At 71.9% G+C, this 24,639-nt stretch carries 25 protein-coding genes and 2 pseudogenes; 12 read left to right on the top strand and 15 right to left on the bottom strand.

All coding sequences use genetic code 11. The features are described from left to right. Window positions 1-61 precede the first annotated feature (61 nt). The 4 genes from Voc01_RS03035 to Voc01_RS03020 are packed head-to-tail and all read right to left on the bottom strand — an operon-like array spanning window position 62 to window position 3,549. Window positions 62-904 (bottom strand): hypothetical protein, encoded by an 843-nt coding sequence (locus Voc01_RS03035; protein WP_203925678.1) that lies wholly within the window; start codon window positions 902-904, stop codon window positions 62-64. Beyond that, on the bottom strand, window positions 897-1,391 hold the full coding sequence (locus Voc01_RS03030) for a sigma-70 family RNA polymerase sigma factor (protein WP_203925677.1): 495 nt from the start codon (window positions 1,389-1,391) through the stop codon (window positions 897-899). Before Voc01_RS03030 ends, Voc01_RS03035 begins: the two co-directional genes overlap by 8 nt. A 35-nt stretch (window positions 1,392-1,426) precedes the next feature. After that, a complete protein-coding gene (gene lhgD / locus Voc01_RS03025; RefSeq protein WP_203925676.1) occupies window positions 1,427-2,620 on the bottom strand; it encodes an L-2-hydroxyglutarate dehydrogenase in 1,194 nt (397 codons plus the stop codon). Further along, window positions 2,620-3,549 (bottom strand): glycosyltransferase, encoded by a 930-nt coding sequence (locus Voc01_RS03020; protein ID WP_203925675.1) that lies wholly within the window; start codon window positions 3,547-3,549, stop codon window positions 2,620-2,622. The genes lhgD and Voc01_RS03020 overlap by 1 nt, the downstream gene beginning before the upstream one ends. Before the next feature lie 169 nt (window positions 3,550-3,718). Here Voc01_RS03020 and Voc01_RS03015 point away from each other — a divergent pair, with 169 nt between their 5' ends. The 4 genes from Voc01_RS03015 to Voc01_RS03000 are packed head-to-tail and all read left to right on the top strand — an operon-like array spanning window position 3,719 to window position 7,626. Further along, a complete protein-coding gene (locus Voc01_RS03015) occupies window positions 3,719-4,585 on the top strand; it encodes a hypothetical protein (protein WP_203925674.1) in 867 nt (288 codons plus the stop codon). Window positions 4,586-4,607: 22 nt separating this feature from the next. Next, the gene (locus Voc01_RS03010) at window positions 4,608-6,167 is read left to right on the top strand and encodes an acyl-CoA ligase (AMP-forming), exosortase A system-associated (RefSeq protein ID WP_203925673.1); all 1,560 of its coding nucleotides are present in this window, start codon (window positions 4,608-4,610) and stop codon (window positions 6,165-6,167) included. After that, on the top strand, window positions 6,164-7,363 hold the full coding sequence (locus tag Voc01_RS03005) for a pyridoxal-dependent decarboxylase, exosortase A system-associated (RefSeq protein ID WP_239159902.1): 1,200 nt from the start codon (window positions 6,164-6,166) through the stop codon (window positions 7,361-7,363). Before Voc01_RS03010 ends, Voc01_RS03005 begins: the two co-directional genes overlap by 4 nt. Further along, window positions 7,360-7,626, top strand: a complete 267-nt coding sequence (locus Voc01_RS03000; RefSeq protein ID WP_203925672.1) for an acyl carrier protein — start codon at window positions 7,360-7,362, stop codon at window positions 7,624-7,626. Before Voc01_RS03005 ends, Voc01_RS03000 begins: the two co-directional genes overlap by 4 nt. On the opposite strand, the gene Voc01_RS02995 is transcribed toward Voc01_RS03000, so the two are convergent. After that, the gene (locus tag Voc01_RS02995) at window positions 7,612-7,947 is read right to left on the bottom strand and encodes an STAS domain-containing protein (protein ID WP_203925671.1); all 336 of its coding nucleotides are present in this window, start codon (window positions 7,945-7,947) and stop codon (window positions 7,612-7,614) included. The genes Voc01_RS03000 and Voc01_RS02995 overlap by 15 nt on opposite strands. A 308-nt stretch (window positions 7,948-8,255) precedes the next feature. Here Voc01_RS02995 and Voc01_RS02990 point away from each other — a divergent pair, with 308 nt between their 5' ends. Then, window positions 8,256-9,194 carry an SMP-30/gluconolactonase/LRE family protein gene (locus tag Voc01_RS02990; protein WP_203925670.1) on the top strand — a complete coding sequence of 313 codons (939 nt, stop codon included), beginning with the start codon at window positions 8,256-8,258 and terminating at the stop codon, window positions 9,192-9,194. A gap of 65 nt (window positions 9,195-9,259) precedes the next feature. Beyond that, window positions 9,260-10,024, top strand: a complete 765-nt coding sequence (locus Voc01_RS02985) for a PIG-L deacetylase family protein (RefSeq protein ID WP_203925669.1) — start codon at window positions 9,260-9,262, stop codon at window positions 10,022-10,024. 11 nt (window positions 10,025-10,035) lie between these two features. Here the strand turns inward: Voc01_RS02985 and Voc01_RS02980 are convergent, their stop codons facing one another. Next, window positions 10,036-10,272: a hypothetical protein gene (locus Voc01_RS02980; protein WP_203925668.1), complete on the bottom strand. Its 237-nt coding sequence runs from the start codon at window positions 10,270-10,272 to the stop codon at window positions 10,036-10,038. A 117-nt stretch (window positions 10,273-10,389) separates the two neighbouring features. Between Voc01_RS02980 and Voc01_RS02975 the strand changes: the two genes are divergently transcribed. Further along, window positions 10,390-12,549, top strand: a complete 2,160-nt coding sequence (locus Voc01_RS02975; protein WP_203925667.1) for a bifunctional SulP family inorganic anion transporter/carbonic anhydrase — start codon at window positions 10,390-10,392, stop codon at window positions 12,547-12,549. 173 nt (window positions 12,550-12,722) lie between these two features. On the opposite strand, the pseudogene Voc01_RS54410 reads toward Voc01_RS02975, so the two are convergent. The 3 genes and pseudogenes from Voc01_RS54410 to Voc01_RS02960 form a co-directional block, all read right to left on the bottom strand. Further along, a pseudogene (locus Voc01_RS54410) lies at window positions 12,723-13,007 on the bottom strand (ribosomal protein L7/L12); the annotation flags it as partial. Window positions 13,008-13,035: 28 nt separating this feature from the next. Continuing rightward, window positions 13,036-14,718 carry a DUF885 domain-containing protein gene (locus Voc01_RS02965; RefSeq protein WP_203925666.1) on the bottom strand — a complete coding sequence of 561 codons (1,683 nt, stop codon included), beginning with the start codon at window positions 14,716-14,718 and terminating at the stop codon, window positions 13,036-13,038. 42 nt (window positions 14,719-14,760) lie between these two features. Next, complete coding sequence (locus Voc01_RS02960; protein WP_203925665.1) at window positions 14,761-15,900, bottom strand: PHP domain-containing protein; 1,140 nt, start codon at window positions 15,898-15,900, stop codon at window positions 14,761-14,763. Between the two features lie 38 nt (window positions 15,901-15,938). Here Voc01_RS02960 and mtnA point away from each other — a divergent pair, with 38 nt between their 5' ends. Then, entirely contained in the window at window positions 15,939-16,883 is a 945-nt protein-coding gene (gene mtnA, locus Voc01_RS02955) for an S-methyl-5-thioribose-1-phosphate isomerase (RefSeq protein WP_203925664.1), read from the top strand. A 37-nt stretch (window positions 16,884-16,920) separates the two neighbouring features. Here the strand turns inward: mtnA and Voc01_RS54565 are convergent, their stop codons facing one another. Together Voc01_RS54565 and Voc01_RS54560 are read right to left on the bottom strand one after the other, a co-directional pair. Beyond that, window positions 16,921-17,388 (bottom strand): prephenate dehydrogenase dimerization domain-containing protein, encoded by a 468-nt coding sequence (locus tag Voc01_RS54565; protein ID WP_373873782.1) that lies wholly within the window; start codon window positions 17,386-17,388, stop codon window positions 16,921-16,923. Between the two features lie 9 nt (window positions 17,389-17,397). After that, window positions 17,398-17,931, bottom strand: a pseudogene (locus Voc01_RS54560) (prephenate dehydrogenase/arogenate dehydrogenase family protein); the annotation flags it as partial. Window positions 17,932-18,107: 176 nt separating this feature from the next. Here Voc01_RS54560 and Voc01_RS02945 point away from each other — a divergent pair. Next, a complete protein-coding gene (locus tag Voc01_RS02945) occupies window positions 18,108-19,247 on the top strand; it encodes an NHL repeat-containing protein (protein ID WP_203925662.1) in 1,140 nt (379 codons plus the stop codon). Between the two features lie 3 nt (window positions 19,248-19,250). Here Voc01_RS02945 and Voc01_RS02940 read toward each other — a convergent pair whose 3' ends face one another. Continuing rightward, on the bottom strand, window positions 19,251-19,964 hold the full coding sequence (locus Voc01_RS02940) for a M23 family metallopeptidase (protein ID WP_203925661.1): 714 nt from the start codon (window positions 19,962-19,964) through the stop codon (window positions 19,251-19,253). A gap of 1,043 nt (window positions 19,965-21,007) precedes the next feature. Between Voc01_RS02940 and Voc01_RS02935 the strand changes: the two genes are divergently transcribed. The 3 genes from Voc01_RS02935 to tadA all read left to right on the top strand — a co-directional run bounded on the left by Voc01_RS02935 (window position 21,008) and on the right by tadA (window position 22,503). Then, window positions 21,008-21,355 carry a hypothetical protein gene (locus Voc01_RS02935; protein ID WP_203925660.1) on the top strand — a complete coding sequence of 116 codons (348 nt, stop codon included), beginning with the start codon at window positions 21,008-21,010 and terminating at the stop codon, window positions 21,353-21,355. Window positions 21,356-21,556: 201 nt separating this feature from the next. Then, window positions 21,557-22,042, top strand: a complete 486-nt coding sequence (locus Voc01_RS02930) for a tRNA adenosine deaminase-associated protein (RefSeq protein WP_203925659.1) — start codon at window positions 21,557-21,559, stop codon at window positions 22,040-22,042. Then, on the top strand, window positions 22,039-22,503 hold the full coding sequence (gene tadA, locus Voc01_RS02925; protein ID WP_203925658.1) for a tRNA adenosine(34) deaminase TadA: 465 nt from the start codon (window positions 22,039-22,041) through the stop codon (window positions 22,501-22,503). Before Voc01_RS02930 ends, tadA begins: the two co-directional genes overlap by 4 nt. Here tadA and Voc01_RS02920 read toward each other — a convergent pair. The 3 genes from Voc01_RS02920 to Voc01_RS02910 are packed head-to-tail and all read right to left on the bottom strand — an operon-like array spanning window position 22,474 to window position 24,593. Further along, on the bottom strand, window positions 22,474-22,878 hold the full coding sequence (locus Voc01_RS02920; protein WP_239159899.1) for an acyl-CoA thioesterase: 405 nt from the start codon (window positions 22,876-22,878) through the stop codon (window positions 22,474-22,476). The two genes, tadA and Voc01_RS02920, sit on opposite strands and share 30 nt — an antisense overlap. Beyond that, window positions 22,879-23,502, bottom strand: coding sequence for a TetR/AcrR family transcriptional regulator (locus tag Voc01_RS02915; protein WP_239159898.1), 624 nt, complete (start codon window positions 23,500-23,502; stop codon window positions 22,879-22,881). A 35-nt stretch (window positions 23,503-23,537) separates the two neighbouring features. Continuing rightward, window positions 23,538-24,593 carry a sensor histidine kinase gene (locus Voc01_RS02910; RefSeq protein ID WP_373873781.1) on the bottom strand — a complete coding sequence of 352 codons (1,056 nt, stop codon included), beginning with the start codon at window positions 24,591-24,593 and terminating at the stop codon, window positions 23,538-23,540. Between the last annotated feature and the right edge of the window lie 46 nt (window positions 24,594-24,639).

The raw sequence follows: 24,639 nt of genomic DNA, 5'->3' as shown, positions 1-24,639 counted from the left end.
CTGCAAGATCGGCGCAGGCCTCGACACGGCGTGGCCGGTCGACAGACCTGACGAAGCACCACTAGCAGGTGCGGGTCGCGGCGCACAGCCGAGAGGCGGCCTTGACGCTCAGCGTGAAGGCCCGGTCGGTCGTGTCGTCGCTGTGCACGAACTCGGTCACCAGGTTGCCGACCCGCACGAAGCCGTGGATCCGGATCTGGTTGTTGTAGCCGACCGTCCGCACGATGAACGCCTCGTCGCCGGACGGCGGTTCGTCCACGATGGACATCGAGTACCGGTGGCCCTCGTAGGCGAAGTTGCGGCAGTTGGTGACCTCGCTCCGCACCCAGCCGAGGTGGGCCCGCGCCGCGGCGGCCGAGGCGAACGCGTCCACCCGCTGGAGCACGTACTTCTCCGACGGCCCGGACATGGTCTGCCAGCGGCGGTGGACGTCTCCGCCCGGTGGCGTCCCGTCAGCGGTCGAGCAGATGGTGAACGTGAAGCTGATCTGCCAGTCTCCGCCGTCCTCGCCGTCGTCCCGGCTCCAGCCGCTCGACCCCACGTCGGCCGGCGTGAGCATGGCGGCGGCCGGCACCTGCGTGAGGAGGGTCGGCGGGCTCGACGCCGATCCCATGGCGGCCGATCCGGCCGGGCTCGCCGACCCGGTCGCGGACCCCGACGGGGAGACCGGTGGAGACACCGAAGGCGCCGGGGTCGCCGGCGGGACGGGCTCCGGTGCCGGTCCCCGATCCAGCGCGAACGCCGTACCGGCGGCGACCACCGCGACCACGGCGACGGCCGCCGCTCCGGCCGCGAACCGCTGACGGAGCCGGCGCCGCCGGGCCCGCCGGCGCAGCCCGTCGGTCGGGGCCCAGTCGAGGTGCGCGGTCTCGTCGAACAACCCGCTGAAGGTCTGCTCAGGCACGGCTCTCCTCCTCCGCGAGGTCGAGGTTCATGAGGGAGGCGAGGCGCCGCCGGCCGCGGGCGAGCCGGGTCTTCACGGTGTTCACCGGGGCGCCGGTCTGCCGCGAGATCTCGGCGACCGGGAGGTCGAGCAGGTAGTGCAGCACGACGACGAGGCGTTCGTTGTCGGGCAGGTCGCGCAGGGCCGCCCGCACCAGCACCGTCGTCTCACCGGGCGGGTCGACGTCGCGGGACGTGCCGTGCCGGCGGTACGCGCGGAACCGGTTGGTGGCCTTGCGCCACACGTTCATCGCGAGGCGGTACCCGACCATCCGCACCCACGCCTCGGGGTCCTCGTACGACGCGACGCGCGACCAGTGTTGCCAGGCCCGCGCGTACGCCTCCTGCGCCACGTCCTGCGCCTCGCCCACGTCTCCGGTGAGGGCGTACAGGAACGCGGCCAGGCGGTGCCGGGTGCCCTGGTAGAACTCCTCGAAATCGGACGTCACACGGTTAACACCCGCCGGCGCCCGCGGGGGTTTCGCTAATCGGCGAGGAGTTCGGCCGCGATCCGGCGGCCGATCAGGAGGGACGCGGTGGCGGCCGGCGACGGTGCGTTCAACACGTGCAGCACCGGCCCCTCGCGACGCAGCAGGAAGTCGTCGACCAGCTTGCCGTCGGCGCCGACGGCCTGCGCGCGCACCCCGGCCGGCGCCCGGCGCATGTCGCTGGCCTGGATGTCGGGCAGCATCCGGCGTACCGCGGCGACGAACGACCGGCCGACCAGCGACCGCACCATCTCGCCCGCGCCGACCTTGCCGTACCGGCGGGCCAGCCGCCACGATCCGCGGAACGCCATCGAGTCGGCCAGGTCGCGCACGGAGACGTTCGTCCACCGGTAGCCCTCGCGGGCCAGTGCCGGCACCGCGTTCGGTCCGATGTGGACATGCCCGTCGATGCCGCGGGTGAGGTGGACGCCGAGGAACGGCAGTTCCGGGTCGGGCACCGGGTACACCAGCCCGCGGACGAGGTCGGACCGCGACGGGACCAGTTCGCGGTACTCGCCACGGAACGGCACGATGCGCACCTTCGGGTCGGACCCCGACAGCCGCGCCAGGCGGTCGGACTGCAGGCCCGCGCACACCGCGGCCCGGTGCGCCAGCAGCGTGTCGCGGGTGGTGCGCAGCAGCACGTCGCCGTCGCGCTGGTAGATGCCACGGACCGCCTCGCCGAGGCGGATGGTGCCGCCGTCGGCCTCGATCAGCCGGCGCAGCGCCGCGGCGACCAGGCCGTAGTCGACCCGCCCGGTGGAGTCGACGACGAGCGCGGCGACCGCGCGCAGGTACGGCTCGCGCTCCTCGACCTCGCCCGGCTCGGCCCGCCGCACCGGCACCCCGTTGGCCCGGCCGCGCTCCAGCAGCCGCTCGAGCGCCGGCAACTCGCCCGGCCGGGTGGCGACGACGAGCTTTCCCGGCACGTCGAACGGAATGTCGTGCTCGGCGCAGAACCGCTTCATCTCCTCGGCACCGCGCACCGCGAGGTCGGCCTTGAGCGACCCCGGCGCGTAGTACAGCCCGGAGTGGATGACGCCGGAGTTGCGTCCCGTCTGGTGGGTCGCGACCGCGGTCTCCTTCTCCAGCACGATCACCGGCCGGTCGGGGTCGCGCTCCTGCAGCGCCCGCGCGGTGGCCAGCCCGACGATGCCGCCGCCCACGACGACGTTGGGGTCGGGTGCCATCAGGCGGCCGGCGCGATGCTCAGCGGACCCGGACGCTCGCGTAACCGGCGGGCACTCAGCAGCGCCTTCGTGGCCCGCCGGCTCGACGGGTTGCCCAGCGCCGCCCGGCTCGCCTCGCGCAGCAGCACCATCGCCCAGTACACGGCCGTCGAGACCGCGTTGTGCCGGCGCCGGTAGAGCCGGATCCGGTTGAGCGTCAGCAGCGCCCACAGCGGCGGGTTGGTCGCGGCGTCGCCTTCGAGGTGACGCGCGTTGGCGTGCGGCGTGTACATCATCGCGAACCCGTGGTCGCGGGCCCGCAGGGCGTACTCGGTCTCCTCGGCGTACAGGAAGAACGTCTCGTCCCAGCCGCCGCAGGCGTCCCAGCACGGCTTGTCGATGAGCATGATCGAGCCCTCGGCCCAGTCGACCGTGACCTCGTCGGCGTAGCTGGCCGGGTTGGTGACCGACTCGCCGAAGAGCCGGTAGCGGCCCATCCGGGTGGCACCGAGGGCGTCGCCGAACGCCCGGAGGATCGTCGGTTCGCGGCGCAGGCTCGGGCTGAAGTCACCGTTCGCGCGCACGATCTTCGGGACCGCGATGCCGGCGCCGCGCTCGCGCAGCAGCTTCAGGAGCTCGGGGACGCAGTCGCCGCCGAGCCGGATGTCGGGGTTGAGGACCAGCACCGCGCTGAACGGTTTCGCGGCGGCGACGGCGGCGTTGATGCCCGCCGCGTATCCGGCGTTGCGACCGGTTTCGACCACGTGTGCGAACGGCGCGAACCGGCGCACCGCCTCGACCGTGCCGTCGCGGGAGTCGTTGTCGGCGACCGTGAGATGCCAGTTCAACCCGCGCAGCCCCGGTGCGAGCGAGGCGACCAGGTCTTCGATGAGGGAAGCACTGTTGTACGTGACCACCACCACGGCGATGGTCTCCGGCTCACCCGTCACAGGACGCCCTTCTCTCACTGCGCCACCTTCTCCGGTAGCCCGTTCATTCTCCGTGGGGCCTGGGAAGGCGTCTGTCGGAAAGCTGCCCGTCCTTGTCGACTAACGGGCGTTACGGTCAGACCGAACGTAGCGCAGAGATTCATCACGGGCGCCGGTAGATTCGCTACCGATGGCCGTTCGAGTCCACCCGATCACCGGCGCCGACGTCTCCGCGGTCGCCCGGTTCCTGCATTCCGAGCTGAACCAGCGGGTACCGGCCGACGCCTGGGCCCGCGCGATGAGCGTCCCATGGAAGGTCTCGGCGGATGGCGACCCGCCGAACCACGGGTTCATGCTCCGCACCGACGACGGTGAGGTCGTCGGCGCGTACCTCGCCTTCTACTCGGAGCGTGAGATCGACGGCCGCGCCGAACGCTTCTGCAACCTCGGCGCCTGGTGCGTTCGCGAGGAGCACCGCTTCCACAGCCTGCGCCTGCTGAAGGCGCTCCTCGCGCAGGACGGGTACCACTTCACCGACCTGTCGCCCAGCGGCAACGTGGTGCCGATCAACAGCCGGCTCAAGTTCGAGTTCCTCGACACCACCACCGCGCTCGTGCCGAACCTGCCGTGGCCGGGCCTGCCCTGGCGCGTCACGAGCGACCCGGCCGTGATCGGGCGCACGCTCACCGGCCGCGACAGGGCGATCTGGACCGACCACCGGGCCACCGCCGCCGCGAAGCACGTACTGCTGCGAGCCGGCGGTGAGCACTGCTACGTCGTGTTCCGCAAGGACCGGCGCAAGGGCCTGCCGCTGTTCGCGTCGGTGCTGCACGTGAGCAACCCGGCGGTGTTCCGGAAGGCGGCCCGGGCGTTCTCCCGCCACCTCCTGGTGCGGCACGGCATTCCCGCGACGCTCATGGAGCTGCGGGTCACCGGCCACCGTCCGTGGCCGTCGAGGCTGCTGGCGTCTCCGCGCCGCAAGATGTTCCGTAGCGACAAGCTGGCCCACGACCAGATCGACTACCTCTACAGCGAACTCGCCTGTGTTGCCTGGTAACCCAGTTTCAGTAAGGACAGCGATGCGAACCCAACTGCACCACCTCGTGGCCGAGGCCGCCGTCACCCGTGGTGACGCGCCGGCGGTCACGGTCAAAGACACCACGCGCACCTACGCGCAGTTGTGGGCCGAGACCGTCGCGGTGGGTGCCGGGTTACGCGGGCTGGGCCTGAACTCCGAGGACCGCGTGGCGGTATACCTCGACAAGCGCGTCGAGACGGTCACCGCGATCTTCGGCACCTCCGCCGGGGGTGGTGTGTTCGTACCCGTGAACCCGTTGCTGCGCGCCCGGCAGGTGGCGTTCATCCTCGCCGACTGCGACGTGAAGGTGCTCGTCACCACGCCCGAGCGCCTCGCGGTGCTGCGCGCCGAACTGGCGGAGTGCAAGGCACTGGAGCACGTCGTGGTGATCGGCGAGGCGCCCGAGGTCGACGCCCACTACCGGGTATCGACGTGGGCCGATCTTGTCGACGGGCCGGAGCGGCCGCCGGTGAACGGGATCGACCTGTCGATGGCGGCGATCCTCTACACCTCCGGCAGCACCGGCAAGCCGAAGGGCGTGGTGCTCTCGCACCGCAACCTCATCGTCGGCGCCGAGAGCGTGAGCGGCTACATCGGCAACACTCCCGACGACGTGGTCGCGGCGGTGCTGCCGCTCAGCTTCGACGCCGGGTTCAGCCAGCTGACCACCGCGTTCAGCGTGGGTGCGCACGTGGTACTGGTCAACTACCTGACGCCGGCCGACGTGCTCAACCAGTGCGCGAAGCACGGGGTCACGGGGCTCACGTGCGTCCCTCCACTGTGGATCCAGCTCGCCGACCTCACCTGGCCGGCCGAGACCGCGGGGAGGCTCCGGTACTTCGCCAACACCGGCGGCCGGATGCCGAAGTCCACATTGGACAAGCTGCGCGCGCACTTCACCAACGCCCGTCCGTTCCTGATGTACGGGCTCACCGAGGCGTTCCGGTCGACCTACCTCGACCCGGCCGAGGTCGACCGCCGGCCCGACTCGATCGGCAAGGCCATTCCCGACGCCGAGATCCTGGTGGTGCGGGAGGACGGCTCGATCTGCGACCCGCACGAGCCCGGTGAGCTGGTGCACCGCGGCGCGCTCGTGTCGCTCGGCTACTGGAACGACCCCGAGCGCACCGCCGAACGCTTCCGCCCCGCGCCGGGACGCCCGGCCGGCATCATGGTCACCGAGCTGGCCGTGTTCTCCGGCGACGTCGTCAAGCGCGACGAGGACGGGTTCCTGTATTTCGTCAGCCGCAAAGACGAGATGATCAAGACCAGCGGCTACCGGGTGAGCCCGACCGAGATCGAGGAGGTCGTCTACGAGACGGGCCTGGTGCGTGACGCCGTGGCCCTCGGCGTCGACGACGAGCGGCTCGGGCAGCACATCGTGGTGGTCGCGAGCCCGCCGGAAGGCGGCGACCTCGACGGAAAGGCGCTGCTCGCCGACCTCCGCAAGCGGCTGCCGCTCTACATGGTGCCGAAGCAGGTCGTCGTGAAGCCGGAGATCCCCCGCTCGCCCAACGGCAAGTTCGACCGGACCCTCCTGCGGCAGGAACTGGGCGCGTGAACGGCTTCGGCACCCAGGGGACGATGCTGACCGTCAACGGCGTGCCGCTCGACCGGTTGGCCGAGCGGGTCGGTTCCACGCCGTTCTTCGCCTACGACCGCTCGCTCATCACCGAGCGCGTCCACACGCTCAAGGCGGCGCTGCCGCACGACATCAGCCTCGGCTACGCCATCAAGGCGAACCCGATGCCGGCCGTCGTGCAGCACCTCGCCGGGCTCGTCGACGCGTTCGACGTCGCGTCCGCGCTGGAGATGCGGGTCGCGCTCGACACGACGATGCCGCCGACGAAGGTGAGCTTCGCCGGTCCGGGCAAGACCGAGGCGGAGCTGCGCCAGGCTGTCGCCGCCGGGATCACCGTGGAGCTCGAGTCGGAGACCGAGGCGCGCCGGGTCATCCAGGCCGGCGAGCGGCTCGGTGTCCGGCCGCGGGTGGCGGTGCGGGTCAACCCCGACTTCGCCGTCAAGGGCTCGGGCATGCGGATGGGCGGCGGGCCGCAGCAGTTCGGCGTCGACGCCGAGCGCGTCCCGCAGCTCCTGAAGGAGCTCGACGGGCTCGACGTGCTCGGGTTCCACATCTTCGCCGGTTCGCAGAACCTCAAGGCCGACATCCTGTGCCAGGCACAGCAGCAGACCGTCGAGCTGGCGCTGCGGCTGGCCGGGCACGCGCCGGAACCGGTGCGGTACCTCAACATCGGTGGCGGCTTCGGCATCCCGTACCACGAGAAGGACAGCCCGCTCGACCTCGACCCGATCGCCGCGAACCTCGAGACCCTGATGAGCGAGCGCGTCCGGCCGAACCTGCCCGACGCCACCGTGCAGGTCGAGCTCGGCCGCTACCTCGTCGGTGAGGCGGGCGTCTACGTGACGCGGGTCGTCGACCGCAAGGAGTCGCGCGGCAAGGTGTTCGTGGTGGTCGACGGCGGCATGCACCACCAGCTCGCCGCGAGCGGCAACTTCGGCCAGGTGATCCGGCGCAACTACCCGCTGGCGATCGGCAACCGGATGGAGCCGGGTGTGGAGACCGCCACGGTGGTCGGATGCCTCTGCACGCCCCTCGACTTGCTGGGTGACAATGTGTCGCTGCCGGCCGCGGAGATCGGTGATCTGGTCGTGTTGTTCCAGGCCGGCGCGTACGGTCTCACCGCGAGCCCGACCGCGTTCCTGAGCCACCCGGCACCCGCCGAGGTGCTGGTATGAAAGGGGTCATCCAGGTGGAGCACGACGTGAAGGACGTCCTGGTGAAGACGCTCGGCGTCGAGGACCGGGCCGACACGATCGACGCGTCGACCCCGTTGCTGGGAAGCCTGCCCGAGCTCGACTCGATGGCGGTGCTGGAACTGGTGGCCGCGCTGGAGCAGCGGTTCGGCATCACGGTCGACGACGACGACGTCACCGCGGAGGTCTTCGAGACGCTGGGCAGCCTGACGCAGTTCGTACAGGAGAAGCTAGAGACCGAATAGGTGGTGCACGCCGGTCACGGCGAGCACGCGGCGCACCATCGGCCGCGGGTGGCTGATCGTGATGCGGCAGCCCTGTGGGCTGGCGTCGGCCCGGCACGCCATCAACGCGTTGACGCCCGAGGAGTCCATGAACGTGACCTCGGCGAGGTTCACGTCGATGTGCAGCGGGTGCTCCTGGCGCAGGGCCGTGGTGAGCGTGTGGGTCAGGGCGTCGACGGTCGTCATGTCGATCTCGCCGTGCCCGGTGACCGAGAGCGCGCGGCCCGGTCGTTGGACGACCTGGACGAGGAGATACGGCCATTCGGCCAGATTCTTGTTCATGGAAACGGAGCCTCCCTTTTGGGGGGACAGATGTCCGTGTAGCTGTCCGTATTGCCGCGGGCGCGGGTGCGACCCCCGGCGCCGGAAGGCAAAACCCCAATGGAGAGAGCGTTACCAACTCGACTGTGCGTGTCTTATCTCGACGGTACGCCTTCTCCCGGTGTGAACACCACCCAACCGACTCATCGAAGATGTGTGGCCGGATCGTTGCTTAGTCAAGTTGCTGGCGTTCGATCACCGCGGTAATGCTGGCTGTGGTACCTCCTCGAGAGCCGAACAAATCCGACATCTCGGAAGGACGCACGCCGATGAAACGTACCCTCCGGGTGATGGCCGCGGCGACGATCGTCGCTGGCATCGCCCTCGTTCCGGCAACCTCCGCCTCAGCACACGGTTCGAAGCCCGGCTCGTTCCCGACGACGATCACCCTGCCAGTCGGCTTCCGCCCCGAGGGCATCACCACCGGCCCCGGTGCCGTCGCGTACCTGGGCTCGCTCGCCGACGGGTCCATCTACCGCGTCGACCTCGCCACCGGCAAGGGCCGCACGATCAGCGCGGGCGGCGGCCCGACCGCGCCGTCGGTGGGCCTGAAGAGCGACCAGCGCGGCCTGCTCTACGTGGCCGGCGGCTCCGGCGGCAACGGCCGTGTCGTCGACGCCCGCACGGGCGCGGTGAAGCAGACCTACCAGTTCACCACCGCGACGCCCACGTTCGTGAACGACGTGGTGCTCACCCCCGACGCCGCGTGGTTCACCGACTCGCGCCGCGCGGTGCTCTACAAGGTGCCGATCCGCCACGGCCGGCCGGCGGCCACGTTCGAGACGCTGACCGTCACCGGTATGCCGATCGACCCCACGGTCAACAACGCCAACGGCATCGCCCGCACGCCCGACGGCCGCGCCCTCCTCGTGGTGCAGTCGAACCCCGGTGCCCTGTGGCGGATCGACCCGCGCACCGGTGCCGCCACGAAGCTCGACATCCCGGTGGAGTCGCTGGTCAACGGCGATGGCCTGCTCCTCGACGGCCGCAAGCTGTACGTCGTGCAGAACCGGCTCAACCGGATCACCGTGATCGCCCTCAACCGGTCCGGAACCGTCGGCACGGTCACGGGCACGATCACCGACCCGGGCTTCGACGTGCCGACCACTGTCGCCAGGTTCGGTGACCGGCTCTACCTGCCGAACGCCCGCTTCGGCATCCCGGCGCCGGAGACGGCCACGTTCACGGTGGTCGCCGTCCGCCGGTAGGTCGCGCTCTTTCCAATCCGAGGGGACGTGCGTGAGCACGTCCCCTCGTGCATGAGGATGGACGCATGACTTCTGACGCGCCCGCCGTGCCCGACCCGTTGCAGCCGCTCGACGAGAACTGGCAGCGCGGCCTGGCCGTGGTGGCCCACCCCGACGACCTGGAGTTCGGTGCCGCCGCCGCGATCGCCCGGTGGACCGCACAGGGCAAGGAGATCGTGTACTGCCTGCTCACCAGCGGCGAGGCCGGCATCGACGGCATGGACCCGGCGGAGGCCGGTCCGCTACGTGAGGAGGAGCAGCGCGAGTCGGCCCGGATCGTCGGGGTGTCCCAGGTCGACTTCCTCGGGCTGCCCGACGGCGTGCTCGAGTACGGGGTGCCGCTGCGCCGCGAGATCACGCGGGTGATCCGGAAGTACAAGCCGGAGGTCGTCATCACCGGCAGCTTCCGCGACAGCTGGGACCCCGAGGGCGAGAACCTCAACATGTCCGACCACATCGTCACCGGCCGCGCGGTGCTCGACGCGGCCCGCGACGCCGGCAACCGCTGGGTGTTCCGCGAGCAGATCGAGGAGGAGGGCCTGGAGCGCTGGGGCGGGGTCGCCCAGGTGTGGGCCTCCGGGTCGTTCCGGGCCAAGCACGGCGTCGACACCACCGCCACGTTCGACCTGGGTGTGCGGTCGCTCGAGGCGCACGCCGCCTACCTGCGCGGCCTCGGCTCGGGCGACTTCGACGCGGAGGAGTTCCTCGAAGGGTTCGCCCGGCAGACCGGCACCCGGCTGGGCACCAGGTACGGCGCCATCTTCGAGGTGTTCAAGCTGGGTCTTCTCTGATCGGGCCTGGTCTAGCGGCCCTGGTTCCGCGGGTGGTTCCGGGCCTGGCGCTCGTTGCCGTGGCGGTAGTTGCCCGTCCAGCGGGCCATGACCTCCTGGTCGCTGCCATCGCCGGGGCCGCTGTCGACCTCGGCGAGGAACTCGGCGGCGCGCGGGCCGCGCAGCGTGGTGGCGGGGCGGCCGTGGTGGGTGATGACCACCGCGCCGTCGCCGCGCGTCGTGTAGTCGAATCCGTGTGGTGGCGGCACGGGACGATCGTGCCTGTCGGGCGGTCTCCGGGCGACCGGATTTACAGCAGGAAACTGCCAGCGATCCAGTAGGTAAATTGTCCGCATATAAGCGGATCAAGCAGGCATTCTGTGGCGATGTCGTCTCTCCGATCCGTGCTGCGCCACGACCTGCCGGCGTCGCTGGTGGTGTTCCTGATCGCGATTCCCCTCTCGCTGGGTATCGCCGCGGCCTCCGGCGCGCCCCTGTTCGCGGGGCTGCTCGCGGCCGTGGTCGGCGGGATCGTGGCCGGGGCCATCAGCGGCGCGCCGCTGCAGGTCAGCGGGCCGGCCGCGGGGCTCACGGTGATCGTGGCCGGAACGGTGCTGGAGTTCGGGTGGGCGGGCACCGTGGCGATCGTCGCGATGGCCGGCGCCGTGCAGATCGGCCTCGGCCTGTCGCGGCTCGGACGGGCCGCGTTGGCGCTCTCGCCGGCCGTGGTGCACGGCATGCTGGCCGGCATCGGCATCGTGATCGTCATCGGTCAGGTGCACGTGGTGCTCGGCGGTGCGGCGCTCAGCTCGCCGCTGGACAACCTGCGCGAGCTTCCCGGCCAGGTTCTGGGCCACCACGACGGGTCGGTGGCGATCGGCGCGCTGACCGTGGCGGTGCTCGTGCTGTGGCCGCGGCTGGTGAAGGTGTCGCTGCTGCCGGCCGCGCTGATCGCCGTGGTCGCGGCGACGGTGACTGCGACCGTCGCCGGCCTGGACCTGCCCCGGGTCGCGCTCTCCGAGGCGCCGCTGACCCGGATGGTGCTCCCGCGGTGGCCCGACGCGCCGGTGGCCGAGGTGCTGGTCGCCGTCGTCACGATCGCGCTCGTCGCCAGCGTGGAGTCGCTGCTGTCGGCGGTGGCGGTCGACAAGCTGCACGACGGGCCGCGGGCGAACCTCAACCGGGAACTGGTGGCGCAGGGCACGGCGAACCTGGTCTCGGGCGCCCTGGGCGGGCTGCCGGTCACCGGCGTGATCGTGCGCAGCTCGGCGAACGTGGCGGCCGGCGCGCGGACGCGGGTCTCCACGGTGCTGCACGGCGTGTGGGTGGCGGTCTTCGTCCTGCTCTTCACCGACGTGATCGAGCTGATCCCGCTGTCGGCGTTGGCCGCGGTGCTGGTGGTCGTCGGCGTGCGGCTGGTCGACCTGGCCCACCTGCGCACGTTCGCGCGGCACCGGGAGCTGCCGGTCTACCTGGTGACCGCGGGTGGCGTGGTGTTCGTCGACCTCATGGTCGGAGTCGCGCTCGGCATCGCCGTCGCGCTGGTGCTCACCGTGTACCGGCTGGCCCGGTGCGACGTCCGGTGCACGGGGCCCGGTCCCGGTGCCGGCACCGGCCGGTGGCTGGTGACGGTCACCGGCACGCTGGCGTTCGTCACCGCCGGGCGGCTGACCCGCGAGCTCGGCACGGTGCCACCGGGGCAGACCGTCGACGTCGAGCTGCGCCTGGACTACCTCGACCACGGCGCCTACGAGGCGATCGAGGACTGGCGGCAGACCTACGAGCGCGACGGCGGCGCGGTGCGGGTCCACGAGCTCCACCACGGGTGGCTGCACCGGGCCGTCGCGGGTCGGCTCGGCGACGGGAAGAGCACCCACGTGCCCCGGTTTCTCGCGTCGTGGTCACAGTGGCAGGCAGCGCAGACCGGGCAGGCTGGGCAGGCCGGGCGTGCGGGGCACGCCGACAGCGCCATGGCCAACGGTATCGACGAGTTCCAGCGGAGCGTCGCGCCGCTCGTCCGACCGCACCTCGCCGACCTGGCCGCGAAGGGTCAGCAGCCGCAGCAGCTGTTCATCACCTGCGCCGACTCCCGGGTCGTTCCGAACCTGATCACGGCGAGCGGGCCGGGCGACCTGTTCTGCGTGCGCAACATCGGCAACATCGTGCCGCCGCACGGCGCCGGTGACCACTCCGTCGGCGCCGCCGTGGAGTACGCCGTCGACGTGCTCGGCGTCGCGACCATCACCGTGTGCGGGCACTCCGGCTGCGGCGCGGTCCGCGCGCTCATGGCCGCCTCGGCCGCCGAGGACGCGGCCCTCGGCCGCTGGCTACGCCACGCCGGTGCCGCCGGCGCCCTACCCGACACCGACTGCGAGAAGCAGCACTGCCTGGCCAACATCCGTCGTCAGCTGGACCACCTGCGCACCTATCCGAGCGTCGAGCGGGCCCTGGCCGCCGACCGGCTGCGGCTGGTCGGCATGTACTTCGACCTGGCCGAGGCGCGGGTCGACGTGCTGGACGACGGCGTGGTTCAGAGCCGGTCGTAGAGGTCCTTCGCCTCCTTCAGGCCCAGCTTGGAGTGCTGGCGGATCAGCTTGATCGCCTCGATCGCCTTGCCGTCGCGCTTGAGCTCGCGGGCCCGGTCCATCACGTCGACCTCGTCGAGGTGCGGGACCGGCGGCAGCGGCGGCAACCTCAGGCGGCCGGTGCGCTCGACCTCCTCGACGAGGTCCTTGGCCTCCTTGAGGCCCAGCTTGGTGTGGTCGCGCACGACCTTGACCGCCTGGATCTTCTTGCGCTGCTCCAGGAGCCGGATCACCTCGAGCTCCAGCGGCGACGAGTCGATTCCGGTGCGCGGCTTCGTGGTCTCCACGCGCGGAAGGGCGCGCCCGGTCGCCTCGGTGACGAACAGCTCACGGCCGCGTTCGCGGCGCAGGAGCATCATGCGAACCATCACCAGGGCGATCAGCACCAGGATCACGATCAGCAGCACCTTGAAGAACATGCCGCTCACCGTAGCCGCTCAAGGTTCGCTACAGCCGCGCGATACTCGCCTGCAGCACGTCGAGGCCGACCGATCCCAGGTTCAGCGCGTCGCCGTGGAAGCTCTTCAGGTCGAAGTCGGCGCCCTTGCGGGCCTTCGCCGCGTCGCGCGCCGCGAGCCAGATGCGCTCGCCGACCTTGTACGACGGCGCCTGGCCCGGCCAACCGAGGTACCGGTTGAGCTCGAACCGCAGGTTCTCGTCGGGCACCCGGCAGTGTGCGCGCATGAACTCCCAGCCGAGCTGCGGCGTCCAGCGCTCGCCGGGGTGGAAGCCGAACGGGTTGTCGCGGGGGATCTCCAGCTCCAGGTGCATGCCGAGGTCGACGACCACGCGCGCCGCCCGGAACGCCTGGCTGTCGAGCATGCCGAGCTTGTCGCCCGGGTCGGCGAGGTAGCCGAGCTCGTCCATGAGCCGCTCGGCGTACAGCGCCCAGCCCTCACCGTGCCCGGACACCCAGCACAGCAGCCGCTGCCACCGGTTGAGCAGCTCCGACCGGTACGCCGTCTGCGCCACCTGCAGGTGGTGGCCGGGAACACCCTCGTGGTAGACGGTGGTGACCTCACGCCACGTCGAGAACGTGGTGACGCCCAGCGGCACCGCCCACCACATCTGGCCCGGCCGGGTGAAGTCCTCGCTCGGGCCGGTGTAGTAGATCGCGCCGTCCGACGTCGGCGCGATGCAGCACTCGATGCGCCGCACCGGCTCGGGTACGTCGAAGTGGGTGCCGTGCAGGTCGGCGATGGCCTGGTCGGCGAGCTCCTGCATCCAGCGGCGGAACGCGTCCTTGCCCTCGATGTTGCGGGCCGGCTCGGCGTCGAGCGCGACCACGGCGTCGTCGACCGTGCCACCGGGCACGATCTTGTCGGCGACCGTGCGCATCTCCGACTCGAGCCGGGCCAGCTCCTCGAAGCCCCACTCGTAGGTCTCGTGCAGGTCTATCGACGCGCCGAGGAAGTGCCGCGAGGCCAGCCGGTAGGCGTCGACGCCGACGGCCTGGTTCTCCTTGCCGTGCGGGGCGAGGTCCTTGCGCAGGAAGCGGGCGACGTCGGAAGTGGCCTCGCGGGCCGCGGCGGCGCCGCGCTCCAGGTCGGAGACCAGGCCGGCGGACAGCCCCGGGTTCGCCGCGGTGACCCGCTCGACGAGCAGCGGGTAGAAGTTGTCGCCGGCGGTGTCGGTCCAGATGTCGCACTGGTTGGCGACCTCGAGCATCTGGTGCCGGGCCACCACGTGGCCGGCCTGCGCGGCCAGCAGCAGCGTGTTCCGCCACTCGGCCAGCGCGGAGGGGGTGGCCGACATGCGGGCGGCGATGTTGGCGGCCGCCTCCTCGCCGGCGAGCGGCATCAGGTCGAAGATGCTTCGCACCGCGTGCAGCGGGCTGGAGATGACGTTCAGCTCGCTCGTGGTCATGCCGGCGTCGTTCAGTTCGAGGGCCAGCCCGAGACGCTCCTCCATGGCCTCCTTGGCCACGCGTTCACGTTCGTCGGTGGGCTGCGTGCGGTTCAGCTCGGCCAGCGTCTTCCGGTCGAGCTCGGCGCGGGCGGCGAAACCGTCGGGCGAGAGATCGCTCAGCTTGTCGTCGTACCCGGCGATCCCGATGTACGTCGCCCCGATGGGCTCCAGCACCGCCCACTGGTCGACGTATCCGTCCGCGATGTCGTCAATTGCTCCCACGCCGCGACCATACGCGAGGTTCGGCGGGGCCGCCTTCGGACTTCACCCTCCCTCATGCCCGCGCGTCCAGGCCAGCAGATCGTCGAGTGGCCAGGTGTTCACGATCCGCTCCGGTGGCACCGCGCACGCCACCGCGCGCTCGCACCCGAACCGCTGCCAGTCGAGCTGACCGGGTGCGTGCGCGTCGGTGTCGATGGTGAACCGGCAGCCGGCCTCCAGCGCCGTGCGGAGGAGGCGCTTGGGCGGGTCGAGCCGCTCCGGCCGGCTGTTGATCTCGATCGCCTTGTCGTGCTCGGCGGCCGTGGCGAACACCACGTCGGCGTCGAACGTGCTCTCCGCGCGTCCGCGCCCGCCACCCCGGCGACCCCGCTCGCCGCCCCGGCCGCCGCCCTTCTCCAACTCCTGCTCGGGCGGCGCCGCCGACGTGGCGGGCTGCTCCGAGCGCGGCAGCAGCCGGCCGGTGCAGTGACCGAGGATGTCGAGGTGCGGGTTCTCCAGGGCCCGGACCATGCGGCGGGTCATCGTGCCCGCGTCGTCCTTGAGTCCACTGTGGACCGAGCCGACCACCACGTCGAGCCGCGCCAGCAGCTCGTCCTCCTGGTCGAGGCCGCCGTCGGCGAGGATGTCCACCTCGATGCCGGTCAGCAGCCGGAACGGCCGGTCGAGGGTCACACCGGCCAGGCCCTCGTTGATGGCGGCCACGACGTCGAGCTGCTTGCGCAGCCGGTCGGCGTCGAGGCCGCGGGCCACGGTGAGCCGCGGTGAGTGGTCGGTGAGCACGAGGTACTCGTGGCCGAGCTCGATCGCGGCGGCCACCATCTCCTCGATCGGCGAGCCGCCGTCGGACCAGTCGGAGTGGCTGTGGCAGTCGCCCTTGAGCGCGGCCCGCATCGCGGCGGTCGACTCGTCGAGGTCGGTGCCGGCGGTGTCCACCAGCCGGCGCAGGTACACCGGCTCCTCGCCGGCCAGCGACTCGACGACGCAACGCGCCGTGACGGCGCCGACACCGGAGATCTCGGTGAGCTTCCCGTTCGCGGCCCGCGCCGCGATCTCCTCCCGGGGCACGCCCGCCAGCGCGGTCGCCGCGCCCCGGAACGCGCGGACGCGGTAGGTCGCCTCGTGGGCCCGCTCCAGCAGGAACGCGATGCGGCGCAGGTCGGCGACGGGATCACGGTTGGCCATGCCTACGGACCTTAGTACCGACCGCTTAGTGTTGGCCCATGCGGACGATCGACTGGGTGGACGGCGCCGTAGAGATCATCGACCAGACGGCCCTGCCGGCGGAGCTGCGGACGCTGCGGCTGTCCACAGTGGAGGAGCTGGTCGGCGCGGTGCGGCGGTTGGCGGTACGTGGGGCGCCCGCGCTCGGTGTGGCCGGTGCGATGGGTGTGGCCCTCGCCGCGGCCACCGGTGGAAGCGTGGCGCGCACCGCCCAGCTGGTCCGCTCGGTGGAGACGGCCCGGCCGACCGCGGTGAACCTCGCGCGGGGCGCCCGGCGGGCGGCGGCCCAACTGCCGCACGGGTTCGACGCGGTGCTCGCGGAGGCGCTGGCGGTGCGCGACGAGGAGATCGCGTCGTCGATGGCGATGGCCGTGCGCGGAGCCGACCTGTTCGCCGAGTTGTGCGGTGCGTCGCCGCGGCTGCTGACCCACTGCAACACCGGCGGGTTGGCGTGTGTCACCGGTGGGACGGCGCTCGGTGTGGTGATGGAGATGCACCAGCGCGGCACGCTCGGCGGGGTCATCGCGAGCGAGACGCGGCCGCTGCTGCAGGGCGCGCGGCTCACGGCGTGGGAGCTGTCGCGGGCGGGTGTTCCGTTCCGCGTCGCGGTCGACGGGGCAGGCCCGTACCTGATGGCGCGCGGTGAGGTCGACGCGGTGGTGCTGGGTGCCGACCGGGTGTGTGCCAACGGCGACGTGGTGAACAAGATAGGCACCTACGCGCACGCGTTGGGCGCGAAGGCGGCCGGCATCCCGTTCGTCGTGGTCGCTCCGGAGTCCACTGTGGACAACGACACGCCAACCGGTGCTGCGGTGGAGATCGAGGACCGCGACGGCGTGGAGGTGGCCGGTGGGTTGCCCGCGGTGAACCCCGCGTTCGACGTGACGCCGCACGCGTTGGTCACCGCGGTGGTCACCGACCGTCGGGTGCTGCGCTTCGGCTGAGCGCGAAGCTTCCCGTACCCGAACCGGTGCGCGCGCGTCACGTCGAATGGGGAAAGACGGCCGTGACCGATCGATGGTCCTCGGCCACGGCGGTGATCCAACCGCCGGCGCGGCCGAGGTCGCGCAGGGCCTTGGCGTCGACCGGCAGCCGCTGCGGCTCGCCGGCGGTCGGCGGCCACGCGAGCCTGGCCTCGGCGCCGGGGGTGAGCCACGGTTCGAGCGCGGCGATCGGGTCGGTGCCGTCGAGCGCGGCGCTGGCCGCCTGCAGATCGGCGATCATCGCATCGAGCGCGGTCTTCGTGGCGGTGGCGTTGCCGCCGCACATCGCGGCGGTGAGCGCCGGACGGCTCGCGGCGACGCGGGTGCCGTCGCGGAACGAGCCGGCGCCGAGCGTCAGGGCCAGCGGGTCGTTCGCCGCGTGACCGGCCAGCGCCGACGCCAGAAGATGCGGGACGTGCGAGACCGCGGCCACCGCGCGGTCGTGCTCCGCGGCCGTCGACGGCACGACGCGCACGCCGAGGCCGTCGGTGAGCAGTCGTGCCAGCCGTACCCAGTCACCGAGCGAGGTCTGCTCCTCGAGACACAGCACCCACGCGCATCCCTTGAACAGCGCGGCATCCGACGCCGTGAAACCCGACGTCTCCCGGCCCGCCATCGGATGGCCGGGTACGAACCCGGCCAGCGCCTGCCCGACCGTGTGCAGGTGCTTCGCCGCGAGATCGAGCACCGCACCCTTCACCGACGTGACGTCGGTGACCAGTCCGCTGAACCCGGTCGCCGCGAGCGCGTCGAACACACCCGACACGGCGGGTAGCGGAACGGCTACTACAACGACATCGGAGTTCGCGGCCGCGTCGGAAATCGACGCGGTGACCTGCCAGCGCGAGTTCTCCGGCGCCTTCGCCGCCGCGGTGCGCGCGGTGGCGCGGGTGGTGGGGTTGCTGTCGAAACCGAGCGCGTGGTGACCCGCCGCGGCCAGTCCGCGAACCAACGAACCGCCGATGAGTCCCAACCCGATAACGCTGACCCGCTCCCGCACGTTGCGAACTGTGCCATGTTTCCGCTCCTGGGAGGAGCCCGACCCCTGATCGGGTCACCGCCTCCAACGAGCGCGCCGACGGATGGGTGAGGGGTTGTCCACCGTCCGGACACACCGCACAGCAGAACGGGGTCTCGTTCGTTGAGTCGGCGTTGACGGTGATTCGAGGGGATAGCGTCGTGCCCATGACTGTTCGTAGTCGTTTGGTCGGTTTATCCGGTTTGGCGGTTGCCGCGCTCGTCGGCGTCGTCGCCTCCGGAGCGGCGAACGCCGCCGTGTCCGAGAACCCGGTGGTGACACCGGTCTTCAACGGTCCCGTGTACGCGGTCGCGACCGCCGGCAACGTCGTGTACGTCGGTGGTGAGTTCAACTCCGCGGTGGTCAGAGGTAAACAGGCGGTCCGCACCCGGCTCGCCGCCTTCGACGCCACCACCGGTGCATTGCTGAACTGGGCACCCGCCGCCGACCGCACCGTGCGCGCGGTCGCCGTCGACCCCGACGGGTCGGTCTGGGCCGGTGGTGACTTCCAGACCGTCGACGGACAGCCACGCGACAGCCTGGCCCGCATCTCGGCCGCCGGTGCGCTGGATCCCGTGTCGTTCCGCGTCTCCGGCGGATCGCCCCGTGCGCTGGCGGTAGGGCACGGGCGGTTGTACGTGGCCGGTGTGTTCAACGCGGTCAACGGCGTCAAGCGCGGCAACGTCGCGGCGATCGACCTCGCGACGCGCACGCTCTCCGGCTGGTCCGCGCGCACCGACGACGTCGTGAACGCGCTCGCTGTCGGTGGCGACCGGGTGTATCTCGGTGGTGCGTTCCACCGCGTGAACGACGTCGGTTCGACGGCGCGGCTGATCGCCGTCAAGCGCGACGGTGGCGCGGTCGACATGGGCTTCCGTCCGCGTCCCGACTCCATCGTGTGGGGTGTGACGGTCAGTGGTGACCGCGTATACGCCGCGTTGGGTGGGCGTGGCGGCCGTGCCGTGTCGTACACGCTGAACGGCGTGGCGAAATGGGCCATCACCACAGACGGAGACGCGCAGGCGATCGCCGCCCTCGGCAACACCGTCTACATCGGTGGGCACTTCGATCACGTCTGCCGCACGGCACGCAACGGCGACCACGGCGTATGCCTGGACGGCTCGGTCTCCCGGGTGAAGCTGGCCGCGACGGACGTCGACGGGAAGCTGCTGCCGTGGTCACCGCAGGGCAACGGCATCCGCGGCGTGCTGGCGCTGGTGGCGAACGCGCAGGTCGGCGTCGTGGCCGCCGGCGAGTTCACGATGCTCGACGGCCGGTCGCAGAAGCGGATCGCGGTGTTCCGTTAGTTCTCAGTTGTCGGGGGCCTGGGACGGGCAGCCGTGGCCCGCCTGCCACGCCGACACCTCGGCGACGGGCGACCGCGGCTGGCCGGCCTTCCACGCGTCGAGGTACGGCCACGGCCAGACCACGCCGCGCCGGACCCACCAGTCGGCGGTGCGGGCGCAGGCCGGCGAGATGCCGAGGTGCAGGTGGCAGGTGTTGTTGGCGTTGCCCGTCTTGCCGACGAGGCCGAGCCGCGAACCCGCCGCGACCCGCACCCCCGGCTGCACCACCGGATCGATCACGGAGAAGTGCGAGCCGTAGTACCGCACCCCGTCGTCGCCGACCATCGAGACCGACAGTCCACCGCGGTCGCCACCACCGGACGTCGCCTTGTCGAACGTGTCGACGCGGCTGACCTCGAGCACCACCCCGTCGGTGACCGCCCGCACGACCGTCCCGCAGGCCGCGATGATGTCCGACGCCGGGTAGTCGTGATGCTCGCGTGCGTAGCTGTTGCGCCCGTCGACGGGAAAGACGTACCGCGGGGCCGCGGCCGGCGCACTCGCGCTGGGCGGCATGCTCCGGCTGGCGCTCGGCGGCGCGCTCTTTTCCGCGGCGGCCGCGGCGTTCGTCGCGCTTTCGTCGGCGCGCGGCCGTTCGGTGGGACCGCCGTCGGAGCATCCGGCGAGGACCCCCACAACCGCGACGGTGACGAGCAGGCGGCGAAACACCCGGCCCATGCTATGCCCGGTGCGACGCGTGGTGTTGCGGGTAGGCTCGACAGGTGGACGGAGTGGACGTGGCGGGCCAGGACCGGCCGATCCGGCCGGGCGGCCAGAGCGGTCCCGCGAACTCTGATCCCCCATCTGACTCTCCATCTGACTCCGTGCCTGACCGCACGCCTGACCGCACGGCGGAAACGGGTACGTGGGCCACGCCCGACGGGCCCGGCCCGTCCGCCACCCCTGCCGCTGCCGGCACGGCGCCCGCGGGCGAGCCGTCGACCGGCCAGACACGTCCGCCGCCCCAGCCCCCGCAGTGGCGCCGACCAATGGGACCGTTGCCGGCCCAGCCGGGCTGGCCCGCTGGCCCGCGTCCGCCGGCACCCCCGGGTGGGCGTCCACCGGTACCTCCGGGTGGGCCGGCGCCTGCTCCCGGGCGGCCGGCCGGATACGGATCGCCGCCTCCCGGCCACCCGGTGCGGCCGGGTGCCACCGGGCAGTTCCCCACCGTCGGGCCGCCGCCCACCGGGCAGTTCCGCGGTCCGGGCGCGCCGCCGCCGACGGGGCAGTTCCGGGGCCCGGGTTCGCCCGCGCCGACGGGGCAGTTCCGGGGCCCGGGTGCGCCCGCGCCGACCGGGCAGTTCCCGGCTGGCGGGCCGCCACCGCACACGGGTCAGTTCCGGGCGCCGGGTGGGGAGCCGCCGACCGGGCAGTTCCGGGCGCCGGGTCCGGGCGGGCCGCCGATGCGGCCGGGGCAGCCGCCGATGCCCGGTCCGCAGGTGGGGCCGCCGGTGGGTGGGCCGGCCGTTCAGCACACGGCGACGCAGCCTGCCCTCGGCCGGCCGGGCCAGCCTGGGCACCCGGGTCAGCCTGGGCACGTCGGCCAGCCTGGGTACCTCGGCCAGCCTGGGCGACCGGGTCAGCCCGTCCAGCCTCGGCCCGCCGGGTATCCGGGATCCCGGCCGGTGGTCGGGGGCGGGCCCGGTGCCACGGTCGCCGCGCCACCGCCGCCGGCGCGGCCGATGCCTGTCGGGGCGTATCCAGGGCATCCGCCGTCCGGGTTGTTTCCGGCCAGGTCGCCGCAGGCGGCCTCCGCGTTCGGCGGGGGACAGGCGCCCCGGCCGGTCTACCGGGAGCTGCTGCCGGTCACGGCGGGGAAGGGCGCCATCGGGGTGCTCGCCGGCACCTTGTGGATGGGGCTCTTCGGGCTGCTGGCCACCTCGGCGCGGGGCTACCTCTGGTGGACGATCATCGCCGCCCTGCTCGCGTGGCCGGTGCTCGCCGTGCTCACCCGGTTCGGTGACCGGGCGGTGGCCGTCGGCGCGGCCGTGTCGACCGGGTTCGGGCTGGCCATTGCCGGCCTCGTGGTGGCGCTGGGCACGTTCGCCGGCGAATGGATGCTCTGGTAGCGGCGAGTCGCACGCTGGGGCGCTCCGCGGAGCCCGGGTAGGTGCTGCCGCACGGGCAGGCGGGTGCCGCTGCGGTGGCAAGCGGGTGTTCCGGCACCGGTAGGCGGCTCGGGGTTGTCGGCGCGTTGGCTGGGTTCGATGGGGTGGAACACCCGCATAATGGAGCCCGCTGATCCGACAAATCGCCCATCGAGGTATCCCGTGTCTCATTTCGCCGCCGCTGTTGTTCGTGATGTGAATGGCTGGACCGCCGCGGAGCTCGACATCACCGGCGCCGCCGACGTCGACGACGTTGCCGAGCGTCTCCGGGACGTCGACCCGGACGCGAAGGTGTCGCTGCTGTTCGTCGAGTCCGACGACACGTTCCTGGCGATCGTGCGCCTCGACGAGGGCGACGACCTGCGGGTCTTCGGCAGCGACTCGGCGTTCGTCAGCGAGTCGCGGCTCGGGTCGGTGCTGCTGGCCGACATCGACCTGCCCGAAGCCGACGCGGCGCCCGCCGACGACGACAGGCCGCAGCTCGCCGACCCGGTCGGCGACGCCGACCTGCTCTCCGACCTCGGCGTACCGGCACCCCGGCTGCTCGCCCTGTGCGGCCGGGAGGGCATGCTGCCCTCGGACGTCACCGCCGAGGTCTGCCAACTGGTCGGCTGCGGCGACGAGATCGAGGAGCTGAGAGACGCATGACGCGAGCGGCGCGCCACGAGCAGTGGATGCGCCGCGCGTTGCAGATAGCTTCCCAGCCACCTGACCCGACCGACGGGGAGCAGGACGTACCGGTCGCCGCTCTTGTTCTGGACGAAGACGGCCGTGAGCTGGCCGCGGCGCGCAACCGGCGCGAAGCCGACGCCGACCCGACGGCGCACGCCGAGGTCCTGGCGTTGCGCGAGGCGGCGGCGCGGCGCGGAGAGTGGCGGCTGAGCGGCTGCACCCTCGTGGTGACGCTCGAACCGTGCACGATGTGCGCCGGCGCGCTGGTGCTGGCACGGATCGACACGCTCGTGTTCGGGGCGTGGGAGCCGAAGACGGGCGCGGTCGGATCTTTATGGGACGTCGTGCGCGACCGTCGGTTGAACCACCGGCCCGAGGTGTACGCCGGCGTGCTGGAAGAGGAGTGCTCAGCCCTGGTGCGCGGGTTCTTTCGTTAGCTCCTCGGCGACGGCCCGGGTCTCGGCCGGCCACGGTGCCGGGCGGCGCGTCGTCGGGTCGAGCTGGATCATGACGCGCTTGCCGTCGGCGTGGACGACGCCGTCGGACACCACGCGGTAGCCGTAGACGGCGCTCGACGTGCCGAGGTGGTCGATCCAGAACTCCACGCCGACCGGGCCGACCCGGGTGACCGGCACCCGGTAGTTGATCGTGAACTCGGCGACCGCGAGCAGGCCCTTCGAGCTGTCGAACGGGAAGCCGCGCCTGATCCAGAACGCGCTGATCGCCCGCTCGATGATCACCGCGTAGCGGGCGTTGTGGACGATGCCCATCAGGTCAAGGTCGTCGAAGTGGACGTCGACGTACTCGATCACTCATGCCTCCGCGGGAAGTCGGGACGGATCGGTGGCCACCGCCCGCAGGCGGCCCAGCCCGGCCGCGCGGGCGCGGTCGATGCCGCACCGGTCGGGCAGCATCCGGGACTGGTACGCCGTGGCCGCGGCGAACGCGTGCAGCTCGAACGCGAGCCGTTCCGGGTCGGTGTCGGGGAGCAGGTCGCCGTGGCCGCGGGCCGAGGTGGCGAGCCGGACGAGGAACTCCATCCAGTCGGCCAGCGACGTGACGAGGCTGTCGCGCACCCGGCCGGGACGCGCGTCGAACTCCACCTGAGCGTTGGTGAAGAAGCAGCCGCCCGGCAGGTTCATGCCCTTCCAGGCGAGGTTCCGCTCGTGCGCCCGCCACAGCCGGAGCAGCCGGCTCTCCTCGGCCAGCGCGGGCAGCACGACCTCGGCGCGGAAGTGTCCGGCCGCGTAGTCGATCACCGCGAGCTGGAGGGCCTCCTTGTTCGGGAAGTGGGCGAACAGGCCGGCCTTGCTCACCTTGAGCTCGGCGGCCAGGGTTCCGAGGCTCAGCCCGTCGAGGCCGTCGATGGTCGAGCGCAGCATCGCGGTCTCGAGGATCGCGGTCCGCGCCCGTTCGCCCCGCTGGGTGATCGCCACGCGGGGAGCCTAACCGATTTACGACCGACCGGTCGTTAGTTTTCGAGCGTGACGCGCACCACGAGCCCACCGCCGTCGCGCGGCACCGCCGTGACCGAACCGCCGTGCGCCCGGGCCACCGACCGCACGATCGACAGTCCGAGCCCCGTTCCCTTCGCCGACCCCACCCGGTCGCGCAGGCGCCGGAACGGTTCGAACAGCGCCGGGACGTCGTACGCCGGCACGACCGGCCCGGTGTTCGTCACGGTGATCCCGCCCGCGTCGGTGGCGACCTCGACCCAGCCGTCGGGCACGTTGTAGGCGACCGCGTTCTGCACCAGGTTCTGCACCACGCGTTCGAGCAGCACCGGATCGCCCATCGTGGGCGCCGGCGCCAGGTTCCGGTGCAGCGTCAGATTGTTCAGCGGGGTCTGGTCGAGCACGTGGTCGGCGACGTCGGCCAGGTCGACCGGCTCGTACACGGTGAGCTCCTGCTCCGACTGCGCCAGCGTGAGGAGACCGTCGAGGAGCCGCTCCTGCCGGGCGTTGACGGTCAGCAGCGCGTCGCCGAGCACCCGCACCTCCGCGGGCGTGTCGGCGCGGCCGAGGGCCACCTCGATCAGCGTCCGGTTGATCGCCAGCGGGGTGCGCAGCTCGTGCGAGGCGTTGCCGACGAACAGGCGCTGGCTGTCGAAGGCCCGGTCGAGCCGTTCGAGCATCGAGTCGAACGTGTCGGCCAGCTCCTTGATCTCGTCGCGCGGCCCGTCGAGCGCGATGCGTTCGTGCAGGCTCCGGCCGGCGACGCGCCGGGCCGTCTCGGTGATGCGTGCGAGGGGACGGAGTGCGCGTTCCGCCATGAGCCAGCCGAACACCATGCCGATGAGGGCCACGATCGCCAGGGCGACCGCACCCCACAGGAGCATGCTGTTCAGCGCGTCGAACTGCCCCTGGACGACGACCTTGCGGAACTCGTCGGGGAGCAGCTGGTTGCTCGGGGCGACACCGGTGACACCGGCACTGCCGACGGCGCCGGGCGGCGGGGCGGTCTGCGTCGGTCCGGAGAGGGTGTCCTTGAAGGCGACGCTGCCGGGACCCTTCAGGCTGTTGCGCACCAGCAGGTAGGTGAGGCCGAGCAGGATCGTGCCGGCGACCAGGAAC

Origin of the sequence: Virgisporangium ochraceum (assembly GCF_016863655.1) — a bacterium.
Classification (GTDB): domain Bacteria; phylum Actinomycetota; class Actinomycetes; order Mycobacteriales; family Micromonosporaceae; genus Virgisporangium; species Virgisporangium ochraceum.
This window is presented reverse-complemented; position numbering and strand designations above follow the sequence as displayed.

Coding starts and splice junctions, on each gene's coding strand:
- lhgD (WP_203925676.1), bottom strand. CDS start 2,620: ATGGCACCCGACCCCAACGTCGTCGTGGGCGGCGGCATCGTCGGGCTG.
- Voc01_RS03015 (WP_203925674.1), top strand. CDS start 3,719: ATGGCCGTTCGAGTCCACCCGATCACCGGCGCCGACGTCTCCGCGGTC.
- Voc01_RS03010 (WP_203925673.1), top strand. CDS start 4,608: ATGCGAACCCAACTGCACCACCTCGTGGCCGAGGCCGCCGTCACCCGT.
- Voc01_RS03000 (WP_203925672.1), top strand. CDS start 7,360: ATGAAAGGGGTCATCCAGGTGGAGCACGACGTGAAGGACGTCCTGGTG.
- Voc01_RS02995 (WP_203925671.1), bottom strand. CDS start 7,947: ATGAACAAGAATCTGGCCGAATGGCCGTATCTCCTCGTCCAGGTCGTC.
- Voc01_RS02990 (WP_203925670.1), top strand. CDS start 8,256: ATGAAACGTACCCTCCGGGTGATGGCCGCGGCGACGATCGTCGCTGGC.
- Voc01_RS02985 (WP_203925669.1), top strand. CDS start 9,260: ATGACTTCTGACGCGCCCGCCGTGCCCGACCCGTTGCAGCCGCTCGAC.
- Voc01_RS02975 (WP_203925667.1), top strand. CDS start 10,390: ATGTCGTCTCTCCGATCCGTGCTGCGCCACGACCTGCCGGCGTCGCTG.
- Voc01_RS02960 (WP_203925665.1), bottom strand. CDS start 15,900: ATGGCCAACCGTGATCCCGTCGCCGACCTGCGCCGCATCGCGTTCCTG.
- mtnA (WP_203925664.1), top strand. CDS start 15,939: ATGCGGACGATCGACTGGGTGGACGGCGCCGTAGAGATCATCGACCAG.
- Voc01_RS02945 (WP_203925662.1), top strand. CDS start 18,108: ATGACTGTTCGTAGTCGTTTGGTCGGTTTATCCGGTTTGGCGGTTGCC.
- Voc01_RS02940 (WP_203925661.1), bottom strand. CDS start 19,964: ATGGGCCGGGTGTTTCGCCGCCTGCTCGTCACCGTCGCGGTTGTGGGG.
- tadA (WP_203925658.1), top strand. CDS start 22,039: ATGACGCGAGCGGCGCGCCACGAGCAGTGGATGCGCCGCGCGTTGCAG.